21 protein-coding genes are annotated in these 25,771 nt (G+C 54.9%); 11 read left to right on the top strand and 10 right to left on the bottom strand.

Annotated features, from left to right (window positions below; all coding sequences use genetic code 11):
• Positions 1-56: 56 nt before the first annotated feature.
• Positions 57-956, top strand: coding sequence for a LysR family transcriptional regulator (locus tag ACMGG3_RS10410; protein WP_014170763.1), 900 nt, complete (start codon positions 57-59; stop codon positions 954-956).
• On the opposite strand, the gene ACMGG3_RS10405 is transcribed toward ACMGG3_RS10410, so the two are convergent.
• The 3 genes from ACMGG3_RS10405 to ACMGG3_RS10395 all read right to left on the bottom strand — a co-directional run bounded on the left by ACMGG3_RS10405 (position 931) and on the right by ACMGG3_RS10395 (position 4,632).
• Positions 931-1,719 carry a substrate-binding domain-containing protein gene (locus tag ACMGG3_RS10405; protein ID WP_086463527.1) on the bottom strand — a complete coding sequence of 263 codons (789 nt, stop codon included), beginning with the start codon at positions 1,717-1,719 and terminating at the stop codon, positions 931-933. The two genes, ACMGG3_RS10410 and ACMGG3_RS10405, sit on opposite strands and share 26 nt — an antisense overlap.
• Complete coding sequence (locus tag ACMGG3_RS10400; protein WP_414149871.1) at positions 1,716-3,029, bottom strand: MFS transporter; 1,314 nt, start codon at positions 3,027-3,029, stop codon at positions 1,716-1,718. Before ACMGG3_RS10400 ends, ACMGG3_RS10405 begins: the two co-directional genes overlap by 4 nt.
• A 295-nt stretch (positions 3,030-3,324) precedes the next feature.
• On the bottom strand, positions 3,325-4,632 hold the full coding sequence (locus ACMGG3_RS10395) for a serine hydrolase domain-containing protein (RefSeq protein WP_414149914.1): 1,308 nt from the start codon (positions 4,630-4,632) through the stop codon (positions 3,325-3,327).
• Positions 4,633-4,727: 95 nt separating this feature from the next.
• On the opposite strand from ACMGG3_RS10395, the gene ACMGG3_RS10390 reads away from it, so the two are divergent.
• A complete protein-coding gene (locus tag ACMGG3_RS10390; RefSeq protein WP_113656033.1) occupies positions 4,728-5,633 on the top strand; it encodes a LysR family transcriptional regulator in 906 nt (301 codons plus the stop codon).
• Here the strand turns inward: ACMGG3_RS10390 and fumA are convergent.
• Together fumA and ACMGG3_RS10380 are read right to left on the bottom strand one after the other, a co-directional pair.
• The gene (fumA, locus tag ACMGG3_RS10385) at positions 5,622-7,271 is read right to left on the bottom strand and encodes a class I fumarate hydratase FumA (protein WP_025203790.1); all 1,650 of its coding nucleotides are present in this window, start codon (positions 7,269-7,271) and stop codon (positions 5,622-5,624) included. The two genes, ACMGG3_RS10390 and fumA, sit on opposite strands and share 12 nt — an antisense overlap.
• 55 nt (positions 7,272-7,326) lie before the next feature.
• Positions 7,327-8,835, bottom strand: coding sequence for an anion permease (locus tag ACMGG3_RS10380; protein WP_072126457.1), 1,509 nt, complete (start codon positions 8,833-8,835; stop codon positions 7,327-7,329).
• A 612-nt stretch (positions 8,836-9,447) separates the two neighbouring features.
• On the opposite strand from ACMGG3_RS10380, the gene ACMGG3_RS10375 reads away from it, so the two are divergent.
• Together ACMGG3_RS10375 and ACMGG3_RS10370 are read left to right on the top strand one after the other, a co-directional pair.
• Positions 9,448-12,228, top strand: coding sequence for a flavocytochrome c (locus ACMGG3_RS10375; protein ID WP_014170755.1), 2,781 nt, complete (start codon positions 9,448-9,450; stop codon positions 12,226-12,228).
• A 65-nt stretch (positions 12,229-12,293) separates the two neighbouring features.
• On the top strand, positions 12,294-13,256 hold the full coding sequence (locus ACMGG3_RS10370) for an FAD:protein FMN transferase (protein WP_068794770.1): 963 nt from the start codon (positions 12,294-12,296) through the stop codon (positions 13,254-13,256).
• Here the strand turns inward: ACMGG3_RS10370 and dcuR are convergent.
• Both dcuR and ACMGG3_RS10360 read right to left on the bottom strand, forming a co-directional pair.
• Positions 13,237-13,956 carry a two-component system response regulator DcuR gene (gene dcuR, locus ACMGG3_RS10365; RefSeq protein ID WP_014170753.1) on the bottom strand — a complete coding sequence of 240 codons (720 nt, stop codon included), beginning with the start codon at positions 13,954-13,956 and terminating at the stop codon, positions 13,237-13,239. The two genes, ACMGG3_RS10370 and dcuR, sit on opposite strands and share 20 nt — an antisense overlap.
• A complete protein-coding gene (locus ACMGG3_RS10360) occupies positions 13,953-15,569 on the bottom strand; it encodes a sensor histidine kinase (protein ID WP_328704438.1) in 1,617 nt (538 codons plus the stop codon). The genes dcuR and ACMGG3_RS10360 overlap by 4 nt, the downstream gene beginning before the upstream one ends.
• A gap of 164 nt (positions 15,570-15,733) precedes the next feature.
• On the opposite strand from ACMGG3_RS10360, the gene ACMGG3_RS10355 reads away from it, so the two are divergent.
• Positions 15,734-16,597, top strand: coding sequence for an N-acetylmuramic acid 6-phosphate etherase (locus ACMGG3_RS10355; protein WP_414149870.1), 864 nt, complete (start codon positions 15,734-15,736; stop codon positions 16,595-16,597).
• A 57-nt stretch (positions 16,598-16,654) separates the two neighbouring features.
• On the opposite strand, the gene ompC is transcribed toward ACMGG3_RS10355, so the two are convergent.
• Positions 16,655-17,821, bottom strand: coding sequence for a porin OmpC (ompC, locus tag ACMGG3_RS10350; RefSeq protein ID WP_414149869.1), 1,167 nt, complete (start codon positions 17,819-17,821; stop codon positions 16,655-16,657).
• Between the two features lie 352 nt (positions 17,822-18,173).
• On the opposite strand from ompC, the gene ACMGG3_RS10345 reads away from it, so the two are divergent.
• From ACMGG3_RS10345 to ACMGG3_RS10335, 3 genes are all read left to right on the top strand, one after another.
• On the top strand, positions 18,174-18,875 hold the full coding sequence (locus tag ACMGG3_RS10345) for a phosphohydrolase (protein ID WP_138014294.1): 702 nt from the start codon (positions 18,174-18,176) through the stop codon (positions 18,873-18,875).
• Between the two features lie 61 nt (positions 18,876-18,936).
• Positions 18,937-20,352 (top strand): DNA cytosine methyltransferase, encoded by a 1,416-nt coding sequence (locus ACMGG3_RS10340; RefSeq protein ID WP_047355482.1) that lies wholly within the window; start codon positions 18,937-18,939, stop codon positions 20,350-20,352.
• Entirely contained in the window at positions 20,333-20,824 is a 492-nt protein-coding gene (locus ACMGG3_RS10335) for a very short patch repair endonuclease (RefSeq protein ID WP_414149868.1), read from the top strand. The genes ACMGG3_RS10340 and ACMGG3_RS10335 overlap by 20 nt, the downstream gene beginning before the upstream one ends.
• On the opposite strand, the gene yedA is transcribed toward ACMGG3_RS10335, so the two are convergent.
• On the bottom strand, positions 20,796-21,710 hold the full coding sequence (gene yedA / locus ACMGG3_RS10330) for a drug/metabolite exporter YedA (RefSeq protein WP_410389986.1): 915 nt from the start codon (positions 21,708-21,710) through the stop codon (positions 20,796-20,798). The genes ACMGG3_RS10335 and yedA overlap by 29 nt on opposite strands.
• A gap of 178 nt (positions 21,711-21,888) precedes the next feature.
• On the opposite strand from yedA, the gene ACMGG3_RS10325 reads away from it, so the two are divergent.
• The 3 genes from ACMGG3_RS10325 (at position 21,889) to dgcQ (ending at position 24,835) form a co-directional block, all read left to right on the top strand.
• Positions 21,889-22,800 (top strand): DUF808 domain-containing protein, encoded by a 912-nt coding sequence (locus ACMGG3_RS10325; protein ID WP_020883330.1) that lies wholly within the window; start codon positions 21,889-21,891, stop codon positions 22,798-22,800.
• 78 nt (positions 22,801-22,878) lie between these two features.
• Positions 22,879-23,061, top strand: coding sequence for a YodC family protein (locus tag ACMGG3_RS10320; RefSeq protein WP_014170745.1), 183 nt, complete (start codon positions 22,879-22,881; stop codon positions 23,059-23,061).
• Positions 23,062-23,134: 73 nt separating this feature from the next.
• Positions 23,135-24,835, top strand: a complete 1,701-nt coding sequence (gene dgcQ / locus ACMGG3_RS10315; protein WP_044867762.1) for a cellulose biosynthesis regulator diguanylate cyclase DgcQ — start codon at positions 23,135-23,137, stop codon at positions 24,833-24,835.
• On the opposite strand, the gene ACMGG3_RS10310 is transcribed toward dgcQ, so the two are convergent.
• Complete coding sequence (locus tag ACMGG3_RS10310) at positions 24,820-25,620, bottom strand: mannosyl-3-phosphoglycerate phosphatase-related protein (RefSeq protein WP_414149867.1); 801 nt, start codon at positions 25,618-25,620, stop codon at positions 24,820-24,822. The two genes, dgcQ and ACMGG3_RS10310, sit on opposite strands and share 16 nt — an antisense overlap.
• Positions 25,621-25,771: the final 151 nt, after the last annotated feature.

Genomic DNA, 25,771 nt, shown 5'->3' with positions numbered 1-25,771 from the left:
AAGCCGCTATTATTTTTGACTTTCGTTCGTATTGCCAGACAGGACATTCAGACGCTATGCCCGTAAATTTTGACCTTAACGATCTTTATGCTTTCAGAGCGTTAGTGGAATACGGCAACTTTCGGGTTGCTGCTGAATCTATCTGTTTGTCCCCGTCAGCACTGAGCCGCAGGATTGAAAAACTGGAGGCGGCGCTGGGAGCGAAGCTGTTTGACCGGACCACCCGCCACGTGGCTCTGACACTGTACGGGCAGAACTTTGCTGAACGTTCAGCGCAGTTGCTCGATAACGTTGAGTCCATGCTGGCTGATATTGATAAAGTGAGTGAAGAGCGGACCGGGCTGATTACCGTCGCTACGGTACCGTCTGCGGCCTATTACTTTATGCCGGATGTCATTCGTCGCTTTCAGTCCCGTTATCCGCGTGTCCGGATTAAGCTCATCGACAGCAGCGCGGGGAATGTCATTGACGCGGTTGCCCGTAGCCAGGCGGATTTCGGGATCTGTTTCGCCGGGAGTTTGCCCTCTGAAATCGAGTTTTTCCCCCTTGTGGAAGATAGCTATGTCGCCGCGTGCAGGCGCGATCACCCGCTGGCAAAAAAGACTCACCTGACGTGGCAGGCGTTTTATCAGCAGGACTATATCATCCTCGACAAAACGTCAGGCAACCGTAACCTGCTCGACCGGATGCTGGGGGATATCGTGCCTGCGCGTCCCAGCGTTTGCGAAACGCGGCATGTGACCACGATGCTCGGTATGGTAGAGGCGGGCATCGGCATTGCTGCCGTGCCCGCCATGTCGATGCCGACGTCAGAGCACTCGCTACTGACGTCTGTCCCGCTCGTGGCGCCGGAGGTGAAACGCACTGTGGGGCTTATCCGACGCCGGGGGCGTATCCAGTCTTACATTGCGGCTGAACTGGAAAAACACATTACTGAGCAGTACCGCGGGACGTGACGGGGCTCATCCCCGTGTCGCGAATCACGGCGCTGGACTGTGTCGAGGAAAGGTAATCCAGCAGCGCTTTCCCTTCGCCAGGATGGTCGGCGTGGCGGGTCACGGCACCAGCAAAGCGGGTGATGTATTGCAGGTTGTCCGGGAGTTTGCCAATAAACGTCACCCCTGGAATCGGCAGCAGTTCGCTGACCTGCTGGAAACCTACCGCGTATTTCCCTTTCGCCACTTCTTCGGCGACGGGGATGCGCTCAACCTTCGTTGCTTTACCCATCACCTCTTTTTCAATCCCCAGCGTTTTGAACAGCGTCTGGCTGACGTATCTGCCGCTGGCGCTGTCGGAGTAGGCGATGGACTCCGCCTGAAGCAGCGTATGGCGAAGTTTCGCCTCGTTACTGATATCCGGGACGTCAGCGCCTTTTTTTACCACCATACCGACAGGGGAGTCCGCAAGTTCCGTGCGTGAGCCTGGCTGAGTCAGGTTGTCCTTTTCAAGTGTTGCCAGCGCATCGCCCACCATGATCACCACGTCGGCTTTTTCCCCGCGCGCAAGCCGGTTAGGAATTGCCTGCGGAGTCGTTCCCATAGACGGGCCGGGAATGAGCACAATGTTATCTCCGGTCTGGCGTTCATATTCCGGTGCCAGCTTTTCAAGGGCGGCTTTAAAACCGCCTGAGATCATGACCGTCACCTCTTTCGCTGCGGCACTGAAGCTCAGGATGGTCAGTATCAACGCGCTGGTGGTCAGTCGAGGAATCAGTCTCATGCCGCCCCCTCTGATTTCACGGTATTTTGCAGCGTCACTGCACGACGACGGTACAGGTAGAGCGTTGCCAGCAGGGCGCATACCGCGGCGAAACTCATCCAGTAGCCGGGAGAGGCTTTATCCCCGGTATATTCAATCAGCGCGGTAGACATTACCGGCGTGAACCCCCCAAATACCGCCGTTGCCAGACTGTAGGCCAGAGAGAACCCCGCCACGCGAACTTCAGAAGGCATGATCTCCGTGAGCGCCGGGATCATCGCACCGTTGTACAGGCCATAGAGGAAAGAGAGCCACAGCAGGACGCTCAGCATCATTGAGAAGCTCGGTGCCTGCGCCAGCAGCGTCAGTGCGGGGTAGCTCGTCGCCAGAGCCAGCAGCGTCATGGCGATAAGCACCGGTTTACGCCCAAAGCGGTCCGACAGCGCACCGCCTACCGGCAGCCAGATAAAGTTGGAAATTGCCACCAGAAGCGTAACCAGCAGGCTGTCCGAAGCGCTGAGCATCAGCACTTTTTTCCCGAAAGTCGGCGCGTAAACGGTGATCAGATAAAAGGCCGTGGTGGTCATTGCCACCATTAGCATGCCGGCAATGACCACCTGCCAGTTACCGAGCAGGCTTTTAAAGACCTGATGCATCTCCAGGTGATGGCGGCGTGCATTGAACTCCTCTGTCTCCTCCAGCTTGCGGCGCAGGAAAAAGATAAACGGTACGATTAAACAGCCGACCAGGAACGGGATACGCCAGCCCCATTCACGAATGGCGCTCTCTGCCATCAGCGCATTCAGCGCAAACCCCATGGCTGCCGCAACCATAATCGCGACCTGCTGGCTGCCGGACTGCCAGCTGGTGTAAAAACCTGTGCGGCCGGGCGTGGCAATTTCAGCCAGATAGACCGATACGCCACCCAGCTCCGCTCCGGCAGAAAATCCCTGCAACAGTCGGCCAGTCAGAACCAGTAACGGTGCCCACAGACCTATGCTGTGATAAGACGGAATAAGTACGATCAGGAAGGTACCCGCCGCCATAATCGACAGGGTCACGATGAGTCCTTTTCTGCGCCCAACCTTGTCGATATAGGCACCCAGTACGATTGCCCCGATGGGGCGCATTAAAAATCCTGCGCCGAAGACGGCAAACGTCATCATCAGGGAAGCAAATTCACTGCTCGCCGGGAAAAAGGTATGCGCGATGTAGGTCGCATAAAAGCCAAAGAGGAAGAAGTCGAATTGCTCGAGAAAGTTGCCGGACGTCACGCGAAGTATCGCGCCCGCTTTCGAGCGAACGGTTGCAGGTGAGGTTGAGGAAAACATGGTTATCTCCAGTTTATTGTTGACGTTTTGCTCGTCTGTTTCTGAAAACTGGATCAAGAACCCCAAATTTATAAGCGCAATTAATACATGGACTGATGCATTTAACGCATCAATAGCGCGTGGTCGATCGGGAGTGATTGTCGTAACAACAACTTAACAATTAATTGATTTTTTATTCACCAGTTTGGGTAAGTCACTGATATTGCCGTTTTGTGACATCGCGCAGAGGCACCCTTGTTTGCAGCGAATACAAAAGCCAGGCGATGCCTGGCAGTTAACTATCACTTACCGCGACTTACCGCAACGCGTTGGCAATCGCACTGAACATCAGTGAGGCTTCCAGCGGCTGTGCGCTAAACGACGGTTCGGCCTGCGGCCAGGTGGACCACTGAACGATCACCAGATTTTCCGCCTGGTTTACCATGATCATCTGCCCAAAGATCCCCAGCGCCCAGAGCGAGCCTTTCAGCGATTCATTTGCCGCGGGCACCATCTTCGTGGCCGTGACGGGCACTTCGTTGTTCCACCACTGATAGCCGTACAAGCCGGTCGGGTGTGCGTCAGAGACAGATCCATCAGCCTGCGTCCAGCGTGAGGCGTCTTTCACCCAGTTGTCGGGCAGGATCTGTTTACCGTTCGGTAGTGTGCCGTTATGCAGGATAAACTCCCCGAAGCGTCCCCAGTCTTCCAGCGTGGCGTTAAAGCCATGCGCGCCGACATCATGCTGACCTTTACGGTAGGCATGCCATACACCGTCGCTCGCCATGCCGTACGGCTGCCAGATGCTCTTCTCAAGATAGGCGGCCAGGGTCATGCCCGTTGCACGCTCAAGCACGTCACCCAACAGCCAGGCGCCACCGGAGGAGTAAGACCAGTGCTGGCCTGCCGGGTATTCGCGTTTCAGCCCGGACACCAACTTACGCACGCAGTCATAGGTGCCTGGTTTCGCTTCACACTCGGTGAGCTGCGCGAAATCGGAGGCGGGATTAGTGTAGTCTTCGTTCCATGCCACGCCGGAGGTGTGGGTGATCAGCTGTTTTAACGTCACGCCGTCCCAGGCGGTGCCTTTCAGGTCTGGCTCGTATTGCGTGACCCGGTCGTCGAGTGAGCGAATTTTTCCCTCTTTGAGAGCCACGCCAACCAGCGTTGAGACCACGGATTTCCCGACCGAACGGGAGGTCCAGAGCGTCGTATCCGTATTGCCTTCGCCGAGATATTTCCACGCGATTTTGCCGTCTTTCAGTACCAGCATGCCGCTCACGTTCTGACGTTTCAGGTAGTCCTGCAGGTTATAGGTCTTGCCGTTGACCTGATAGCGGGCGTCAGTGAGCGGTTTCTCTGCGCTGAGCAGCGGCGTGGCGTTGCCGTGATGGAACACATCTCCCGCGTAGTTGCGGTAGTCATTTCGAAAGCCGACCACGCGATCCGCCTGACTCCAGGTGAGCATCTTGTGCGTGTCAGGAAGCTGTTTGTCGAACGGAGCAGGGCAGGTGTTCAGGTCAGTACCGTCGCAGGCCGCCAGCGCGACAGGCGCAAACAGAGCGCTGCACAGGCTAATTACAACGCCCGCCAGCAGCGTGCGGTTCAGTGAAGGATAATTCATCATTTTTCTCGCTGTGATTAGGAACGCCTTCAGTTTAAGAACCCGCGACTTATAATAAAAAACGCGTAATGGGGGAAATTCCCCCCGAAAACTGAATGGAGAGTGGCGTGTCGACGGTAATTTATTCCTTTGCCCAACTGGAAGCGTTTACCGCCGTGGTGGAATACGGTGGCCTGGCAAAAGCGGCGATGAAGCTCGGGAAAGATCGTACGACGCTGCGCGACCTGATTGATTTTCTCGAAGATGGATTAGGGTACAGGCTGTTTGTGCGTGAAGGACGCACGCTGCGTCTGACCCCTGAGGGCGAGCAGCTGCAGCGGCAGGCGCACCTGCTGATGCGCCAGGTGAAAGCCTTTGAGGCATTTGCCAGCGCGGTACCGGAGCGTGCTACGCAGGACATCACGCTGGTTTACGATCCCTTTACCTCGAGGCCATTTTTGCAGGCGCTGATTGGCGAGATGGCGAAGCGACATTTACGTCTGAGCCTGGTCAGCGCCTCCCGGGATGAGGCGGAAGCGATGCTGGCCAGCGGGCAGGCGGATCTGGGCATTTGCCAGGCACGTAATCGCAGTGTGGGTAATGAAATGGAGTGGCGGGCGCTCGGGGCGATCGATATGGATTTCTACGCCTGCAACACGCTGTTCGCTGAAACCACGCAGCCGCTGTCGCTGCTTGAGTTATCGCTGGTGCCGCAGGTGATTATGCACGCCGCCTCGGATGAGCCGGTGGCGCGTCGTCTGCAAATTTCGGGGCACACCCTTTTTACCAACGAGCTGGAGATGTTGCGGGGCCTGCTGGAGCAGGGATGCGGCTGGGGATTTTTACCGACGCATTTCCAGCCGACCGGGTGGAAAAAGGTAAAAAGGCTGCACACCGAAGTGGGCAGCCAGGGGATAAGTCAGACGATGGTGACCATCTGGAAGCCGGGAAGCGACAAGCGAGAGAGGATCGCTGAAACGCTGTCACTGTTACCGGCGTTGTGGAAAAACTCAGCGCTGTGAACACCCATTGCACTGCTGATTCTGGATCTGCTGGAAGAAGTCGTTACCCTTGTCATCCACCAGGATAAACGCCGGGAAGTTTTCCACTTCGATTTTCCAGATGGCTTCCATACCCAGCTCAGGATAGGCCACGCACTCCAGACGCTTGATGCTGTTTTGTGCCAGTACCGCCGCCGGGCCGCCGATGCTGCCGAGGTAGAAACCGCCGTGCTTATGACAGGCATCGGTCACCTGCTGGCTACGGTTGCCTTTCGCCAGCATGATCATGCTCGCACCGTGAGACTGCAGCAGGTCGACGTACGAATCCATCCGTCCTGCCGTGGTTGGGCCGAGAGAGCCTGATGCATAGCCTTCCGGAGTCTTGGCCGGGCCTGCGTAGTAGATTGGATGGTCTTTGACGTACTGCGGCAGTTCTTCACCGTTGTCGAGCAGCTCTTTCAGCTTCGCGTGGGCAATGTCGCGCGCCACGATGATGGTGCCGTTCAGTGACAGGCGGGTAGAGACCGGATGAGCAGAAAGCTGGGCCAGGATCTCCTTCATCGGCTTATTCAGATTGATGCTGACCACGTCGCCTTCGCCCTGTTGACGCAGGGATTCAGGAATATACTGGCCCGGATTGTGCTCCAGTTTTTCAATCCAGATACCGTCGCGGTTGATTTTGGCTTTGATGTTGCGGTCAGCGGAGCAGGAGACGCCCATACCAATGGGGCAGGAGGCGCCGTGGCGCGGCAGACGGATCACGCGAATATCATGGGCGAAGTATTTCCCGCCAAACTGTGCGCCCAGGCCGAGGTTCTGTGCTTCCTGAAGCAGTTCCTGTTCGAGCTGAACATCACGGAACGCCTGACCGTGTTCGTTACCTTCGGTGGGCAGCGCGTCGTAATAGCGCGTTGAGGCGAGCTTAACGGTTTTCAGCGTCGCTTCAGCCGACGTTCCCCCAATCACGAAGGCAATATGGTAAGGCGGGCAGGCCGCGGTACCCAGGGTACGCATTTTCTCAACCAGGTAGTTTTTCAGCTTCGCCGGGGTAATCAGCGCTTTGGTTTCCTGATAGAGATAGGTTTTATTCGCGGAACCGCCGCCTTTTGCCATGCACAGGAATTTATATTCGTCCCCGTCGACGCTGTAGAGATCGATCTGCGCAGGCAGGTTAGTGCCGGTATTGACTTCTTTATACATATCCAGCGCGGCATTCTGGGAATAACGCAGGTTATCTTCGATGTAGGTGTTATAGACACCCTGACTCAGCGCGGCTTCGTCACCGCCACCGGTCCAGACGCGCTGGCCTTTTTTACCCATGATGATCGCCGTGCCGGTATCCTGGCAGGTGGGCAGCACGCCTTTGGCCGCGATTTCAGAGTTGCGCAGGAACTGCAGGGCAACGTATTTATCATTTTCGCTGGCTTGTGGGTCGTTAAGAATCGCGGCAACCTGTTTCTGATGCGAAGGGCGCAGCATAAAGGCGGCGTCGTGGAAAGCCTGCTGTGCCAGCAGCGTCAGCGCTTCGGGTTCCACTTTCAGGATCTCCTGACCCTCAAATTCGGCAACAGAGACGTGTTCTTTGGTCAGCAGATAGTATTCGGTATCGTCGTGTGCGAGAGGGAAGGGGTTCTGGTAGTAAAACGGTTTGTTTGACATAGCGTATTGCTCCAAAAAAATAAAACCGCCGGAGAGGTAGCCCGGCGGTCAGGGATCAGAACATCATGGACATCCACGGATAACCAATCAGCAGCAGGGCCGCCAGGAAGATGGCACCAAAGATGGTGCCGAGGCGCCAGTAGTCTTTGGTTGGCAGGTAGCCGCTACCGTAGTAGATAGGGCTAGGGCCGGTACCGTAAGGGGTGATAATCCCCATGACACCCAGGGAGGTCACCATCAGCAGGACGAACACCTCCATATTCATGCCCGGAATGGTAGAGGCGATGGTCAGCATCGCTGGCAGCAGCGCCGTGGTGTGTGCGGTGGTGCTGGCAAACAGGTAGTGCAGCAGGTAGAACGCCAGCAGCAGTACGATGGTGGCAACACCCGGCGAGATACCGCTCATCAGCAGACCGCCTTCTTTACCCAGCCAGCTAATGAAGCCCGTGGAGGAGAGGCCATCCGCCAGCGCAACCAGGGTGGCGAACCAGACGAAGGTGTTCCAGGCGGCTTTATTCCCGGTGATATCGTTCCACTCCAGCACCCCGGTCCACAGCATCAGACCCACGATTAACAATGCAGCCATCGCCGGTTCAATCCACGCGGCGGCGAAAATCCACATCAGCAGCGCGCAGCAGACGAAAATCAGCAGCAGGATTTCGTTACGGGACAGTTTGCCCAGTTTTTCCAGTTCACGGGTCGCCCACAGTGGCACTTCGTTGTTCACTTTAACTTCAGGCGGGTAGAACCAGTAGGCCAGCAGCGGCATGGTCAGAATCAGCAGCACGCCCAGCGGCAGGAATGCGATAAACCAGGTGCCCCAGGAGATGTCGATCCCCACGGTGCTTTTCACCAGCGCCAGCGCCAGCAGGTTCGGTGCGAGGGCAGACAGGAACATTGAGCTGGTAATACAGGCCGCGGTGATCGCCACCCACATCAGGTAAGAACCAATTTTACGCGCGCTTGGATCGTTCGGTTTTGAACCATACAGCGGCGGCAGGTTAGCGATAATCGGATAGATGGTCCCGCCGCTACGCGCGGTGTTGGAAGGTGTAAACGGTGCCAGCAGCAGGTCCGCGAAGGTGATAGCGTAACCGAGCGTCAGGCTGCGACGACCCAGATATTTCACCAGAATCAGCGCCAGACGGCGGCCGAAGCGGGTTTTGTCATAGCCTGCGGCAAACATGAAGGCACCGAAAATCAGCCATACGGTAGAGTTACCAAAACCGCTCACGGCCCATTTAAAGGAGGCACCCGCCAGTTTGAATTTCGGGTCGGCCAATTGTTCCGGGCTGAACAACACCCACTGGCTGCAGAGCGCAATTGCCACGACGCCGGTCAGGCCAATGACCGCGCCTGGCAGCGGTTCGAAGATTAAACCGACAATCACGCCGACAAAGATAGCGAAGTAGTGCCACGCGTAAGGAGGAAGCCCTTCCGGGACCGGAACAAACAGTAACAGCACGGCAACGACAATGGGCAATGCCATCATTAGCAGACGTTTTGCCTTTCCGTTGGATGCTTGACTCGCCACAGGGGGCGTTACAGCAGTTTTTGTATTCATAGTTTCGCGTCTTAAGTTGTCAGGAATTCGGTTATGCGCTGAAATATTCATTTGCTTTCTTTAGTTTGTTTTTATTTTATTTAGTTACTAAATGTGCGCATTTGCTATTTCAGTAATAGCGATTTAACGCATTTTTGATGCGCTAAATTAAAAATTGATGATATTTATATATTGCGCCTTTGACTGTCTCGATGCTTGATCGCGATCAAAAAAATAGAGTTGCGGTGGTGTTTTTGTTCAGTTGATAATAACCACTCTGGCGTATGTGGGTATTATTTATTTTGATATGTATTTTACTCAATGTTGTTAACATTTCAAATAACCATTTTCATATAACTATTTGTTTTTAATGGTTTGTTTTTGTCTCTTGGGATCGTAAAAAGGTCATTGATACGTTAACAGTGTTTAAAGGATTGTGAATGGAGTAATTAATATTGCTAACACCAATGTGTTATTAATGTTATTGAAGGGATTAAATAGTTTTTTAACTAACGTAATAGCTTTAGAAACTAAAAAAATCATTATATTAGTATTATGACATCGGAATAAAAAAATCGAAATAAAACTGAGCCCGATAACGAATTCTTAATTTTAAAGTTTGGAGTTTCTATTATGAGCACTAACGAACGTATTCTAAGCCCCTTCACATTACCGAATGGTACCGAACTGAAAAACCGTTTGTTAATGGCCCCTATGACGACCTGTACCGGTTATTACGACGGTACGGTGACCAGCGAGCTGGTTGAGTACTATCGCGCCCGCTCAGGCAGTATTGGTACCATTATTGTTGAGTGCTGCTTTGTTGACGATCTCGGTCTCGCCTTCCCGGGTGCGATTGGCATTGATAACGACGAGAAAATCGCCGGGCTGGCGAAGATCGCTGAGGCGATTAAGTCCAAAGGATCTAAAGCGCTGCTGCAGATCTACCACGGCGGCCGCATGGTTGATCCGAAACTGATCGGTGGCCGCACGCCGGTGGGGCCAAGTGCCGTTGCCGCGCCGCGTGACGGCGCCGCCACGCCGGTTGCCCTGACGGGGGAAGAAGTCGAAGGGATGATCGGTAAGTTCGGTGAAGCAGTACGCCGTGCGATTCAGGCGGGTTTCGATGGCGTTGAAATCCATGGGGCCAACACCTATTTGATTCAGCAGTTCTACTCTCCAAACTCTAACCAGCGTGACGACGAGTGGGGTGGCAGCCGCGATAACCGCGCGAAATTCCCGCTGGCCGTGCTCGACATCACCCATAAAATGGTGCGCCAGTACGCCGATGACGCCTTTATCATCGGCTATCGCTTCTCCCCTGAAGAGCTGGAAGAGCCGGGCATCCGCTTTGAAGACACCATGTACCTGCTGGAAAAGCTGGCCGCGCGCGGTGTGGATTATCTGCACTTCTCCGTTGGCGCAACCCTGCGTCCTTCTATTGTCGACACGCAGGATCCGACCCCGCTTATCGAAAAATACCGCGCAATGCGTTCTGACACGCTGGCGCAGGTGCCGGTCATGGGCGTCGGTGGCGTGGTCAATGCCGCGGATGCGAACGAGGCGCTGGAACATGGCTACGATCTTATCGCCGTAGGCCGCGCCACCATCGCCTATCCAGACTGGACAGACCGCATCGCGGCGGGAGAAACGCTGGAACTGTTTATGGACAGCACCCGACGCGAAGCGCTAAGCATCCCTGAGCCGCTGTGGCGTTTCTCGCTGGTGGAGGCGATGATCCGCGATATGAGCATGGGTGAATCGAAATTTAAACCGGGCATGTTTATTGAGAATGTTCGGGACGATAGCAACGAACTGGTGATTAACGTCAGCCTGGAGACCGACCGCATCGCCGACATTGAACTGGCTTCTGGCCCGACCCAGGACGTTGAGTTTGTCACCAGCTTCGAAGAGATCCGCACCCGTATTCTGGATGCAAACACCCCGCACGTGGATGCCATTACCGGTGCAACCAGCCAGAGTGAAGCGGTCAAAAAAGCGGTGTCCAAAGCCATGCTGAAATCCAGCAAAGCGCTGGCAGCCGAAGAGGGTGTCGACCCGAACGAGACCCGAAGCGTTGACGTTGTGGTGGTCGGTAGCGGTGGCGCGGGTCTGGCCGCAGCAATCCAGGCGCATGACGAAGGCGCAAGCGTGCTGATTGTTGAGAAAATGCCCTCCATCGGCGGTAACACCATTAAAGCGTCTGCGGGGATGAACGCCGCGGAAACACGCTTCCAGCGGGTGAAAGGAATTCAGGACAGCAAAGAGCTGTTCTATCAGGAAAGCCTGAAAGGCGGTAAAAACAAGAACAACCCGGAACTGTTGCGCCGCTTTGTGGAAAATGCCCCACAGGCGATAGAGTGGCTGGCGACCCGCGGCATTATGCTCAACGACATCACCACCACCGGCGGGATGAGCATCGACCGTACTCACCGTCCAAAAGACGGTTCTGCGGTGGGCGGCTATCTGATTAGCGGCCTGGTGCGTAACGTCAACAAACGCAACATCGAGGTCATGCTCGATACGTCGGTCAGCGACATTCTCTTCGAGAACGGCGAAGTCACCGGCGTACGTCTGACCACGGAAGAAAACGAAACCCTTACCGTAGCAACCAAAAGCGTCATTGTGGCTACCGGTGGTTTCAGCGCCAATAGCCAGATGGTGGTTAAGTACCGTCCTGACCTGGAAGGTTTCGTGACCACCAACCACAAAGGGGCGACAGGGGGCGGTATCGCGCTGCTGGAGCGTATTGGCGCCGGTACGGTCGATATGGGTGAAATCCAGATCCACCCAACCGTTGAGCAGAAAACCTCGTACCTGATTTCCGAATCCATCCGCGGTGGCGGGGCGATTCTGGTGAACCAGCAGGGGAACCGTTTCTTCAACGAGATGGAAACCCGCGATAAAGTCTCTGCACAAATTATCGCCCTGCCGGAGAAATACGCTTACATCGTCTTTGATGAGCATGTCCGCGCCAAAAACAAAGCGGCAGATGAGTACATCGCCAAAGGGTTTGTCACCAGCGCCAGCTCACCTAAAGCGCTGGCTGAAGCCCTGGGTATGGATTATCACGCTTTCCTGGCGACCCTGGAGCGTTACAACGGCTTTGTTGAAAAACAGCACGATGACGATTTTGGCCGTACGACCGCGCTGCGTGCGCCGATCAACGAAGGGCCATTCTATGCCATTCAGATTGCGCCGGGCGTGCACCACACCATGGGCGGTGTGACCATTAACACCGAAACCTGCGTACTGGACAGCAACCACAACGTGCTGCCAGGGGCATTTGCGGCCGGTGAAGTGGTCGGTGGTATCCACGGTGGTAACCGCATCGGGGGTAACGCGGTGGCAGATATCATTATTTTTGGTACGCTTGCCGGACATCAGGCGGCGATGCGCGCGAAAAGGGCGTAAGTCAGCCGTAAGGGTATGCCGGATACGCACCGTGTATCCGGCATTTCAACCAGGGAGCTTGCACCATGTTTTCTGACCACCGCGTCTACAGTTACTCCGCCGTTCTGATGGGATCGCCCATTCTCCTGAAGCTTTTCTCTCATGATGAAGCCCTCGCTTCTCGCGTTTTTAGACTGATTAAACAGTATGAAGACCTGCTGACCGTCAACCGTGCCAGCTCGCAGGTGATGGATATCAACCATGCTGCCGGTCAGCATCCTGTCACCGTCAGTCGCCCGGTTTTTGAGCTTATCCGCTGTGCGAAAGCGGCAAGCCAGCTCAAGGACAGCGCATTTAACCTGGCTATCGGCCCGCTGGTGAAACGCTGGAAAATCGGTTTTCGGGGAGATAGCGTTCCGCCTGCCGATGAAATCGCGTCGTTGCTCGCCATTACCCATCCTGAGGATGTGGTCCTTGATGAGGCCAGCAGCAGCGTGTTCCTGACCCGGGCGGGCATGGAGATTGATCTGGGGGCCATCGCCAAAGGCTATATCGCCGACAGAGTGCGCGATTACCTGCGTAAAGAGGGCGCTCAACTGGGGCTTATTAATCTTGGCGGTAATATCCAGACGCTGGGTTCACCGGAAGGGGGCTGGAGCGTGGGGCTCAAAAAACCGTTCGCCGGGGAGGCGCTGCTTGGTACGATGACCGTAGAGAACATGTCGGTGGTGACATCGGGTACCTACGAACGCTTTTTTGAGCAGAACGGCAGGCGTTATCACCACATACTTGACCCGCGCACCGGCTATCCGCTGGATAACGAACTGGACAGCGTCACCATCATTTCGAAAAACTCCATTGACGGTGATATCTGGACCACGCTGATGTACGGCATGGGCGTCAGTAAAGGCTGTTCAGCGCTGCGTGCACGACCCGACATTGAAGCAATCTTCGTGACCAAAACAAAAGAAGTGGTGCTCTCTTCAGCGCACCACTTCCGCTTTACCTTGCTGGATAACAGCTACCGCGTTACTGACAGTACTGCTTGAGCAGTGCCGTCTGCTCGGGCTGCAGGCGATAGCGATACACCGGCCGCCCGGTGGCACCGTAGTGAATGCTGGTAAACAGAATGTTGATTTGCGCCAGCCAGATCAGGTATTTGCGACAGGACACGCGTGAAATATTGACCGCGTTTGCCAGATCATCGGTGGAAAACTCCGTCTCCGGGTGCGCATCAATCCACTGACAAATCGTACGCAGCGTTTGCGGCGTTAACCCTTTCGGCAGTTTTTTACTGTCCGCCAGTTCCGGCGCACCGCCGTGGATCAATCTGTCGACGTCGGCCTGCTCATAGTACTGATGCGATCCCATCAGGCTGTGCTTTGCCTTCCAGCCGTTCAGCGCCTCTTCAAAACGCGGGAACTGGAACGGTTTAATCAGATAATCCACCACACCGTAATGGATGGAGGTCTGGATGGTGGCGGCATCGGCGGCGGAGGAGATCATAATGACATCGATCGGTCGGCCTGAGGCACGGATGACGGGAAGGAGATCCAGCCCGTTATCCTGCTGCATATAGACATCCAGCAGCACCAGATCGACAGGCTGGCTGGGGTCGTTAATGATGGCCCTGGCCTGGTTGAGCGTGGAGGCGACGCCGCAGCAGCTAAAGCCTTCAACACGGTTGACATACAGACGGTTGAGGTCGGCCACCATGGCGTCATCATCGACAATTAACACATTTATCACGCGATATTCCTCTCGCTATCCCAGGGGATGTGAACAAAAAATTGGGTAAATACGCCAGGCTCAGACTCGACGGTAATATCTCCGCCCAGGTTCTGGATCTGCTGACGAGCAAGGAACAGCCCAACGCCGCGATTTTCGCCTTTGGTTGAGAAGCCCTTTGTAAAAACAGCCTCGAGCTGAGCCGGATCAATACCGGGGCCATCGTCGCTGACTTCGCAACTGAGCCAGCCATTCTGATAATGTAGCAGCAGGCCAATTTCGCCTTCCTGCTGTCCTGCCATCGCGTCGAGCGCGTTTTCAATGAGATTACCCAGCACGGTAATCAGCACCGCAACCTGCTCTTCGTTGGCGGTATCCGGTATCTGGCACTCATCGGCCAGCGTCAGGGCGATCCCTGCTTCCTTAGCCCGGTTGATTTTACCCAGCAGGAACCCGGCTATCACCGGAGATTTAACTTTGCTCTGAATGGTACCAATATCGGTCTGATAATTATGCGCCGTCTGGATGATGTACTCTTCAAGTTTGTCGTAGCGCTTCATATGCAGCAGACCGAGGATCACGTGCAGTTTGTTCATAAACTCGTGCGTATGGGAGCGCAGGGCATCGACATAATTGACCATGCCATCGATACGCTGCATCAGCTGGCTGATTTCCGTTTTATCGCGAAAAGTGGTGATGGCACCAATAACCCGCTCCTGGCTTTTAACAGGTACCATGTTGCACAGCAAGAGTCGCCCGTTGCAGCTGATCTCCTGATCCTTGCGTGCAATGCCGCTCTTCGAGACTTCCCGCAGGCTTGCCAGCAGGGGAGCACTGGCATTTTCGGTCTGTTTGCCGGAAGGCAGAAGCAATATTTCTCTGGCGGTGTGGTTAATCATTGTCACCCGACCCTGGATATCCACGGCCAGTACCCCTTCGCGAAGCGACTGCAGCATCGCCTGCCGCTGTTCGAACAGCGCAGAGATCTCATACGGCTCAAGGCCGAACAGGATACGTTTGAGCACGCGAACCAGACCCCAGATGGCCAGCGAGCTCATCAATATACTGAATAATATGGTCCAGACGGCGTTAAGCCGCCCGCGGGCAATCTGATCTTCCACTTTTTTAAGGGAGATACCGACCACCACTACGCCGATCTGCTCGTGCTGGCTATCAAAGACGGGTGTGAAGACGCGAAGCGCTTCCGCGAGGGCACCCCGGTTAACGGCGACATGCTCCTTTCCTTCCAGCGCGGGCGTCAGGTCATCGCCGATAAAGTGCAGGCCTAACAGGGCTTCGTTCGGGTGCGAGTAACGAATACCGCGCATGTCGGTGACCACGGTGAAGAGCAGGTCGTTGCGCCTGGTGACCGCCTGGGCGATGGGCTGAATAATATCCGCCTGGGGAGCCTGCATCAGACCGCGTTGAATTTCGGGACTGTCGGCCAGCGTTCGCGCGATCCCAAGGGCCGTATCCTTAACATCATCGCGGGTGGCACGGGTGATTTGGACGGAATAGAGCGCAAATACCAACAGCAGCACAGAACCGATAATCGCGCACACCATTAACGTGACCAGGGTGTTCAGTTTCATGGGGCGCTTGCGCGTCAGGGGGAAGGGCTGCAAATCGCTCATCAAAACTCCGCGATGATTAAGAAAGGGGTAATTATCGCCGATGACGCGCGTTTCTTAAAGCCATGTAAAGGCATGGATTCGGTCCTCTTTTCGTGACCCTCCTCGCAGGTCACCTGTCTAAAACACTTTATAGTGTAGGGGTACTCATAATAAGGAGGTTGTTTATGAGCATTACGCTTACCGGTTCGGTCAAGGAAAGACGGCACGCCAGCACGATGAATATCGATAGATTGTCCACGCTGGACATGCTGAAAGTCATTCACCAGGATGATGCCCTCATCTCCGCTGCAATAACCCCATGTTTAACAACGATCGCCCGCGTGGTGGATAACGCCGCTGCGACCCTGAGTCACGGTGGTCGTCTGGTCATTGTTGGCGCCGGCCCCTCAGGCCGTGTCGCGCAGCAGGCAGCCGATGAGTATGCCCCGGGAAAAACGCCTGTGATCGCCATAACGGCGGGAGAGGAGGCGGGCAGCTACGAGCGCGGTGTCGCCGACCTGCAGGCCATCAAATTTGGTGAACAGGATATGATGCTGGCGGTCACCGTCAGCGGAAAAACACCGTGGGTCTGGGGCGCGATGCGCCATGCGTGGTCGTTGGGTTCCCCGGTCGCGGCTATTACGGATGACGCGCAAAGTGAAGCCGCACAGCTGGCGAGCATGGTGATTGCCCCGGAGCTTGGCTCGGACGCGATCGCGGGTTATATCAATACCAAAGCCGGGATCGCACAAAAAATGATCCTGACCATGATAACCACCGGCCTGGCGGTTCGAACCGGACGCGTATTCAGCAACCTGCGCGTGGATCTGGACGCCAGCAACACCAAATGGTCTGAACGGCAAATTGCCATCGTCATGGAAGCGGGGGGATGCACCCGGTCAGCGGCGAAAGCCGCGCTGGAGAGCTGCAACCATAACTGTAAAACAGCGGTGCTGATGGTGCTGACAGGGCTGGATGCCTGGAAGGCGCATGAACTGCTGGCGCAGAACAACGGCTTTATTCGTCTGGCACTGCAGGAAGCTCCGTAACATTTCTCTGTTGAATAAAAAAAAGCCCGCGATGCGGGCTTTTATCATAGTGGGAAGTTAGAACTGGTACGTCATACCTACGCCAACGATGTCATCTGTAGAGATGCCGTTTGCTTCGTAGAAGCTTTCGTCGTTGTCCAGCATGTTGATTTTGTAATCAACATAGGTGGAGAAGTTTTTGTTAAAGCTGTAGGTCATACCGACGTCGATATAGTTAACCAGATCCATGTTGCCATGCTGGCCCTGTGGGTTACCCGCATTGCCAGGATAAGTCATGTCCTTGCCTTTGGAGTAAACCCATGCCAGGGATGGACGCAGGCCGAAGTCGAACTGGTATTGCGCCACGGCTTCAAAGTTCTGCGTCTCATCCGCAATCCCGGTATCGCCATATGGCGTCATATTACGGGTTTGCGCATACATCATCGCCAGATAAACGCTGTTGGCATCATATTTCGCGCCAACGGTCCACACTTCCGCAGTCTTACCGCCGGCGAAACGTGCGCTGTCTTGTATACCCTTCGCTTCCTGCTCATTGGTACGGTCAGAAGAGGAGTAGGCCGCGCCTAAGGTCAGGCCAGACAGATCGCCGGAGAAATCATAGCTAGTGGACATACCGAAGCCGTCACCGTTCTGGAAACGCACGTCGTCATGACCGTTCTTGGTCCCTTCCTGATCTTCTGTTGCGTCCTGACCTTCGTTTGCCCCCTGATACTGCAGCGCAAAATTCAGACCCTCAACCAGGCCGAAGAAATCGGCATTACGGTAGGTCGCCACACCGTTTGCACGGCCGACCATGAAGTTGTCGGTCCAGGTATAAGAATCGCCCCCAAATACGGGCAGCATATCGGTCCAGGCTTCAACATCATACACGACGCCGTAATTACGACCGTAATCGAATGAACCGTATTCGCCATATTTCAGGCCAGCGTACGCCAGACGGTTAAATGAAGTATCACCGGCACTTTCGGTATTATTGGCGTAAGTTTTATATTCCCACTGGCCATAACCAATAACATCGTTAGTGATTTGTGTTTCGCCTTTGAAACCAATTTGTACATAGGTTTCATCGCCATCATCCCCAGGGTGGTCAGAGAAGGTATGACGCGCATCGATCTTACCGTACAGATCAACTTTATTGCCGTTTTTGTTATACATTTCAGCTGCATGTGCTGCGCCAGCCATTAATAATGCGGGTACGAGAATTGCCAGAACTTTTCTTTTCATTATATATTCCCTTTAAAGATAATTAATATGAATATATGTAATCACTCTCTGTCATTACAGAATTGATACTATTCTACGCAATGTCATTTTGGTTCAAAAATAAATGTAATTAAAATCATAGAAATATTGCAAAATATTTCTATCTGTCGCTTTATTTTTCTGGTGAATTAGAGTTTAAAATATATAGAAATAAATTAGCATTAAGTATTTAGCGGCAGTATTATTTAATATCTCCAATTGATATTAAATATATTTCCTCGGGAATGCAGGGTACACGCGTCCCTGTCAGGACAAGCCGTGATAGCGGCGGGGAAAGTTGCTATTGTAGCCGTTTTAACAACAGGACGTGATGATGGAACTTACGCAGTGGCAGTCTCGCTTTGAGCGTTGGCTCGATAAAAACCACGCGACCCACGACGCTGCGCATGATATTTCGCACTTTCGTCGTGTCTGGATGACGGCGCAAAAAATCATGGCGAACCAGGCGGTCGATTCACTGGTGGTACTGACCGCCTGTTATTTCCATGACATTGTCAGCCTGCCGAAAAACCATCCCCAACGCAGCCAGTCATCACGTCTGGCGGCCAGCAAGACGCTCGACATTCTGCGTCGCGATTTTCCGGATTTCTCCTCTGAACGCTATGCGGCCGTGGAGCATGCCATTGAAGCGCACAGTTTTAGCGCCGGTATCGCGCCGCACAGTCTTGAAGCCAAAATTGTTCAGGATGCTGACCGGCTGGAAGCGCTTGGTGCTATTGGTCTTGCGCGCGTCTTTGCGGTATCGGGGGCGCTGGGCGTGGCGCTCTTTAACGCTGAAGACCCGTTTGCCGACGCGCGCACCCTTAATGACCGCGCCTTTGCCCTCGACCATTTTCAGACCAAGCTGCTGCGCTTGCCTGATACAATGCACACAGACGTGGGGCGCGAACTTGCGCAACACAACGCCGATTTTCTCATCCAGTTTATGGCGAAATTAAGTGCCGAATTACAGGGCGACTGCCTGGGGCTGGATACCCAGGTGCTGAGCCGCTTCCGTCGCAGTTTGAGCGAGTGAACTGTGGTAATCTGTTTCCAGTCTTTATTCTCCGGTTAAAAGAATGCAGGAAAATCGATCAGTGAGTGAGCCCGCGCCAGAGCAGGCTGAGAAATCAACGGCAACGGTGCAGGCTTTATTGCGCCAGCTGCTGGATATCTATGATGCTAAAACGCTGGCGAATCAGCTGGTGGCGCACGGTGAGAGCCACTGGAGCCCGGCAATCCTGAAGAGACTGCTGACCAGCGAGCGAGCAGGGCAGCGTCTGAGTGAGGGCGAGTTTCGTTACCTGCAAAACCTGCTTCCGCGTCCTTCAGCCGCGCACCCGAACTATGCCTTCCGTTTTATCGATCTGTTTGCCGGCATTGGCGGCATTCGACACGGGTTTGAGGCCATTGGCGGGCAGTGTGTGTTTACCAGCGAGTGGAACAAACATGCGGTCCGTACCTACAAAGCCAACTGGTACTGCGATCCCCATGAACACCGTTTCAACGCCGATATCCGTGATGTTACGCTGAGCCACAAAAGTGGCGTGAGTGATGAAGAGGCGGCTGAGCACATTCGCCAGTCAATTCCGGCCCATGATGTCCTGCTGGCGGGCTTCCCGTGCCAGCCTTTCTCGCTGGCCGGCGTGTCGAAAAAGAATGCCCTCGGACGCGCCCACGGTTTTGCCTGCGATACGCAAGGCACGCTGTTCTTTGATGTTGTCCGCATTATCGATGCCCGTCGTCCGGCGATTTTCGTGCTGGAGAACGTCAAGAATCTCAAGAGCCATGACGGCGGGAAGACCTTCCGCATTATCATGCAAACGCTCGATGAGCTGGGGTATGACGTAGCGGACGCTCAGCATATGGGCGCGGATGACCCGAAAATCATCGACGGTAAGCATTTCCTGCCGCAGCACCGCGAACGCATTGTGCTGGTTGGTTTTCGCCGCGACCTCAACCTGAAGGGGGATTTTACCCTGCGGGATATTCCCTCTTTATATCCTGCGCGTCGCCCAACCGTGGCCGACCTGCTGGAACCAGTCGTCGACGCGAAATTTATCCTCACCCCGGTGCTGTGGAAATACCTCTACCGCTATGCGAAAAAACACCAGGCCAAAGGCAACGGTTTTGGCTTCGGGATGGTTAATCCGAACGATCCGCACTGTGTGACGCGCACGTTGTCCGCTCGCTACTATAAAGATGGCGCAGAGATCCTGATCGACCGGGGCTGGGATAAAGCGCTGGGGGAGAAAGATTTTGACGATCCCGATAACCAGCGTCACCGTCCGCGCCGCTTAACGCCGCGTGAATGCGCTCGGCTGATGGGGTTTGAGACCCCGCAGGGGTACACCTTCCGCATTCCGGTGTCGGACACCCAGGCTTATCGGCAGTTTGGTAACTCGGTGGTCGTTCCCGCGTTTGCGGCGGTGGCAAAACTGCTGGCCTCCCGCATCAGACAGGCCGTGGCGTTACGTGAGAGTGAGGCCGTCAATGACGGATGTTCACAATAAGGCGACGCGCAGTAAAAACATGCGTGCCATCGGCACGCGTGATACCGCCATTGAAAAGCGACTAGCCGGGCTGCTGACCGAGGCGGGGTTTGATTTCCGCGTGCAGGGTGCCGCGCTTGCGGGCCGTCCGGATTTCGTTATCGATGCGTATCAATGCATCATCTTTACCCACGGCTGTTTCTGGCATCACCACGACTGCTACCTGTTTAAGGTTCCCGCGACGCGTACGGATTTCTGGCTGGAGAAGATTGGCAAGAACGTCGCGCGGGACAACCGTGACCTTAGCACGCTTCTCGCGCAGGGCTGGCGGGTGTTGATTGTCTGGGAGTGCGCGCTGCGCGGCAGATTAAGACGTACCGATGCCGACCTGACAGAACGGCTGGAAGAGTGGATCTGCGGCGGCGGGCAGGCCGCGCAGATCGACACCCAGGGTATTCACCCGCTTACGGTTTCTCCACCTCACACGGCGTAACAACCGGCTTCGCAGGAAGCAGATATTTCCCCAGCGTTACCAGCACAACGGCAAAGACAATCACGCCCAGCGCCAGCCATTCCACCGGAGACAACGTTTCGCCGGCAAAGCTGGTGCCCAGCAGTACGGCAACCACCGGGTTCACGTAAGCGTAGCTGGTCGCGATCGCCGGCGAGACATTGCGGATCAAGAACATATAGGCGTTAATGGCGATGACAGAGCCAAATAGAGCCAGGTAACCCACGGCCAGGAAGCCCGAAAGGTCCGGCATGGCTGTCAGTTTTTCGCCCGTCAGCGTTGAGGTAATCAGCAGCACAATTCCCGCCGCGAGCATCTCAATCGCGCCCGCCATCATGCCGGTCGGTAGCTCAATTCGTGAACCGTATACCGACCCAAATGCCCAGCTCATGGAGCCGATCAGGATAATCACTGCGCCCCACGGATTTCCGCTCAGGTTACCGCCGCTGTTGAGCAGGATGATCCCGGCAAGCCCGATCCCAATCCCTACCCATTCGAGCTTGCGGGTGCGGATGCCGAAAAGACGGCTAAAGCACAGGGTAAACAGCGGGACGGTCGCGACCACGACGGCGGCAATTCCGGACGGCACGTTCTGGTGCTCGGCGACCGTCACAAACCCATTCCCTATGGCCAGTAGCAGCAGGCCAATCAGGGCGGCATTGAGCATCGGGCGAAGCGGAGGCAACTTATGGCCCCGTAACAGCAGAAAGGCCATCAGTAACACGCCCGCCGAGAGAAAGCGTACGCCCGCCATCATGAGCGGCGGCCAGCTCTCCACGCCGATACGAATGACAAAGTAGGTGGAACCCCAGATGATATACAGCGAAAAAAGTGCCCCAATGAGCGGTAGCAGTTGCCGGAAACGCATAATCCCTCGCGACAAAATGAAAAGGTCGCTGACAGTAAACGCCAAAACTATCGGCCTGGCGAGCCCTTTAATTGTGTAGTTGATGTGAATTTTTTGTTGACGCGAGGTGCCTGTTTCCGGGTTTACACTTTTGCTCCATACTATTCACTTAATTACCAAAAAAAGAAGGAATGAGATTTTGGCAGGAAGTAGCTTATTAACATTACTGGATGATATTGCCACCTTACTGGATGACATTTCGGTGATGGGAAAACTGGCGGCGAAGAAAACCGCCGGGGTTCTGGGAGACGATTTATCGCTCAACGCCCAGCAGGTGAGCGGCGTTCGGGCCAACCGTGAATTACCGGTGGTATGGGGCGTAGCGAAAGGCTCATTCCTGAATAAGGTGATCCTGGTGCCGCTTGCGCTGCTGATCAGCGCATTTATCCCATGGGCGATCACGCCGCTGCTGATGATTGGCGGCGCATTTTTATGCTTCGAAGGCGCTGAGAAAATCCTGCACTCGTTCGCCGCACGTAAGAACAGCGACACGCCGGAAATGCGCCAGCAGCGTCTTGAGGCGCTGGCAGCGCAGGATCCTAAAACTTTCGAGCGTGATAAGGTGAAAGGTGCCATTCGTACCGACTTTATTCTGTCGGCGGAGATCGTGGCCATTACGTTGGGTATTGTCTCTGAAGCACCGCTTCTGAACCAGGTCCTGATCCTCTCCGGGATCGCCATTCTGGTCACGGTGGGGGTGTACGGGCTGGTGGGGCTTATCGTTAAGCTGGATGATATCGGCTACTGGCTGGAAGAAAAATCGAGCGCTATCGCCAAAGGTATCGGTAAAAGCCTGCTGGTGACCGCGCCCTGGCTGATGAAGAGCCTGTCAGTGGTGGGTACGCTGGCGATGTTCCTTGTCGGAGGCGGTATTGTGGTTCACGGTATCGCGCCGCTGCACCATGCTATTGAACATTTCGCCTCGGCGCAGGGCAGCATAGTGGCGGCGATTCTGCCCACGCTGCTTAATCTTGTGCTGGGCTTTATCATTGGCATTATCGTGGTTGGGGCCGTAAAACTGGTCGAAAAAATCCGCGGAACGTCGCACTAATTGTTACCTGTTGCGGGGTGCAAAAAGATCATTCCTCGTCTAAATTGAAAACGTTTCACCCTGATACAGGAGGCAGGTATGGTCTTTTTGGTCAGTGATGAAGTTAAGCCTAAGAAGGGCGGCCCACGTATGATTGTCACCGGGTATTCCAGCGGTATGGTGGAATGCCGGTGGCACGACGGTTATAGCATCAAGCGGGAAGCGTTCCGTGAAGATGAGCTTCAGCCGGGAGACGGGCAGCGCAAGCGAGACAAGGCTTAATGACATAACGCCCGGCTTTGCCGGGCGTTTTTACCTTCCGTATCCGGCGTCGGGCAGTAATCAGGGAGTGTGTGTGCAGCGCGAGACCTTTGTTGTAAGACGATCTTTTCTGCAATGGCTGCATATGCGTAGCAATCCGGGGTTGATTGTTAATCTCTGTTTTCTCATCGTACTGATATTTTCCACGCTCCTGACCTGGCGAGAGGTGGTGGTACTGGAAGATGCGTATATCTCCAGCCAGCGTAATCATCTGGAAACGGTAGCCACTTCGCTGGACCGGCAGTTACAGTACAGCGTGGATAAAATGCTTTTTTTCCGCAAAAGCATGCGTGATGCCATCCAGACGCCGCTGGCCTTTGATGTCCTGTATGAAGCGATTTCACGCTTTAACGCCTTTCGCACGCGCCCCAGCTGGCAGCTCGCCGTTGATAAAAAACGCACTCTCCCCATTAACGGCGTGTCGGATGCGTTCGTCGAAAAAACCACGCTGTTGAATCGTGATCCTGAGCGTATCAGCAATGAAATTTCTGCCGCCCTCGAAGTGGGGTATTTACTCCGACTGGCGTCCTCGGTGGGGCAAAGTGAAGAGCGGGTTATCTATGCGTCACGCGCCGGGTTTTACCTTGCGACGGACACGCCTGAACAGACGAGTGATATTAGCCAGCGCTATTACTATCTGGTTACCCAGCCGTGGTTTACCCAGCAGTCTGAACGTAACAATCGCGCTCGCGCGGTGCGCTGGTTTATCTCCAGCCCGTCGCCCTGGACCGGTGGTGAACGGATGATCACGGCCAGCGTACCGATCTATTTTGACCATTACTGGTATGGCGTTGTGGCGATGGATTTCTCATTGAAGACCATGAAACATCTGCTGGAAGAGGCAACGCAAGAGCGTACAGAGGGGGAATATCAGCTGTACGACACCCGGCTGAATATGATTGCCACGTCAGAAGAGACCGGTAGTCTGGTGAACCGGTTTGACGAACGCGAAACGGCGCAGATAGCGCACGCGATTGAGAACGATACCGGCGGGGGGATCCGCCTCGGAAGCCGCTTTATCAGCTGGGAGCGGCTCGATCACTTCGATGGTGTGATTTTACGCGTTCATACCCTGCATGAAGGCGTGAAGGGGGACTTCGGCAGTATCAGTATCGTGCTGGCGCTGCTCTGGGCACTCTTCACCGCCATGCTTCTTATCTCGTGGCTGGTTATCCGTCGGATGGTCAGCAATATGTATACGCTTCAGCACTCTTTGCAGTGGCAGGCCTGGCACGATCCGCTCACCCGCCTGAATAACCGTGGTGCCCTGTTTGAGCGTGCCAAAATGCTGTCGGAAAAATGTCGGCAGCAGTCGCTGCCGTTCTCGGTGATTCAAATCGATCTCGACCATTTTAAAAGCATTAACGATCGCTTTGGCCATCAGGCCGGGGACAAAGTGCTTTCCCATGCCGCAGGCCTGATTGGCAGCGCACTGCGCAAGAATGATGTTGCCGGACGCGTGGGTGGGGAAGAGTTCTGCGTGGTACTGCCCGGCAGCGGGCTTGAAGAGGCGAGGGGGATTGCGGAACGCATTCGCTCACGCATCAACAGTAAAGAGATCCTGGTGAAAAAGAGTACCACCGTGCGTATCAGTGCCTCACTGGGGGTAAGTAGCGCCCAGGAAAAGGACAATTACGATTTCGAACAGTTGCAGTCAGTGGCGGATGCCCGGTTGTATCAGGCCAAGCAGTGCGGGCGCAACCGGGTGTTCTGGCACGATCAGGATAAGAAGTGATCCAGCCCCTCCTGCCAGCCCGCGGGGCCGGGCTGTTGCGTGTGGTACACCCGGGCGGGGTTATCGTCGCGTAACGTGATGCCCTGCCGGTTAATGCCTTTAATCACCACGGCGTAGTCCACGCTGTCCAGCAGCGGGGCATCATTTGGACCATCGCCAAGCCCCAGAGTGACCGGCACAATGCCTTCCCGCTCACGGTACTGCTCAATCAGCCAGTCAACCGCAACGTCTTTACCGCAGCGAGCATCCAGAACATGCCAGAAGCGGGCTCCCTGCAGGCATTTCAGGCCGCACTGCGCCAGCGCCTCGTCAAATTGCGCCATTTTTTCATCGCTGTCGCGCCAGATGAGCGTGACGGAGGCTTCGTGTCGGCGCGCGAGGGTCGAACGATAACGCGTCAGCCCCGTCCACTCGCTGATAACCCGTTCGTCGACGTCATCAAAGGTGGTGAATTTAAAGCCCCGCTGCTGGCGAATCTGGTCGATCAGCGGGCGAATGTCGCGGTGCGTCATCCCCCTGATGTGGCGTTGACCTGTCTCCCAGCGCACGTCGGGCTGAATCACCGCGCCATTCTCAGCTATCAAGGGTAACCCCTCCAGACCCAGATCCTGCTGGATATCCAGCATTTCTGCCGCGGTCTTGCTGCTGCAGAGAATAACCGGCACCTGGTTATCCTGGAGGGTGTCCAGCCAGGGCATGGCCGGTTGCCACTCGTACGTATGAATATCGAGCAACGAGCCGTCGAGATCGGAAAAGATCAGCAGGCTATCCTGCAGTGAAGGCATAACGACTCCTGATAACTGACAAACTGCCACCTAAGAATATTCCTAAAAAAATTCCTAATGCTTAAGTCAGGCAAAAGGGTATCTCTCCTGCCAAACCCGCATGCAGCGCATGTTGTCCCTCATAACTAAATTTATTATGTACCAAATATTA

This window comes from Enterobacter sp. BNK-18 (assembly GCF_047456135.1).
GTDB classification, from domain to species: Bacteria; Pseudomonadota; Gammaproteobacteria; order Enterobacterales; family Enterobacteriaceae; genus Enterobacter; species Enterobacter ludwigii.
This window is presented reverse-complemented; position numbering and strand designations above follow the sequence as displayed.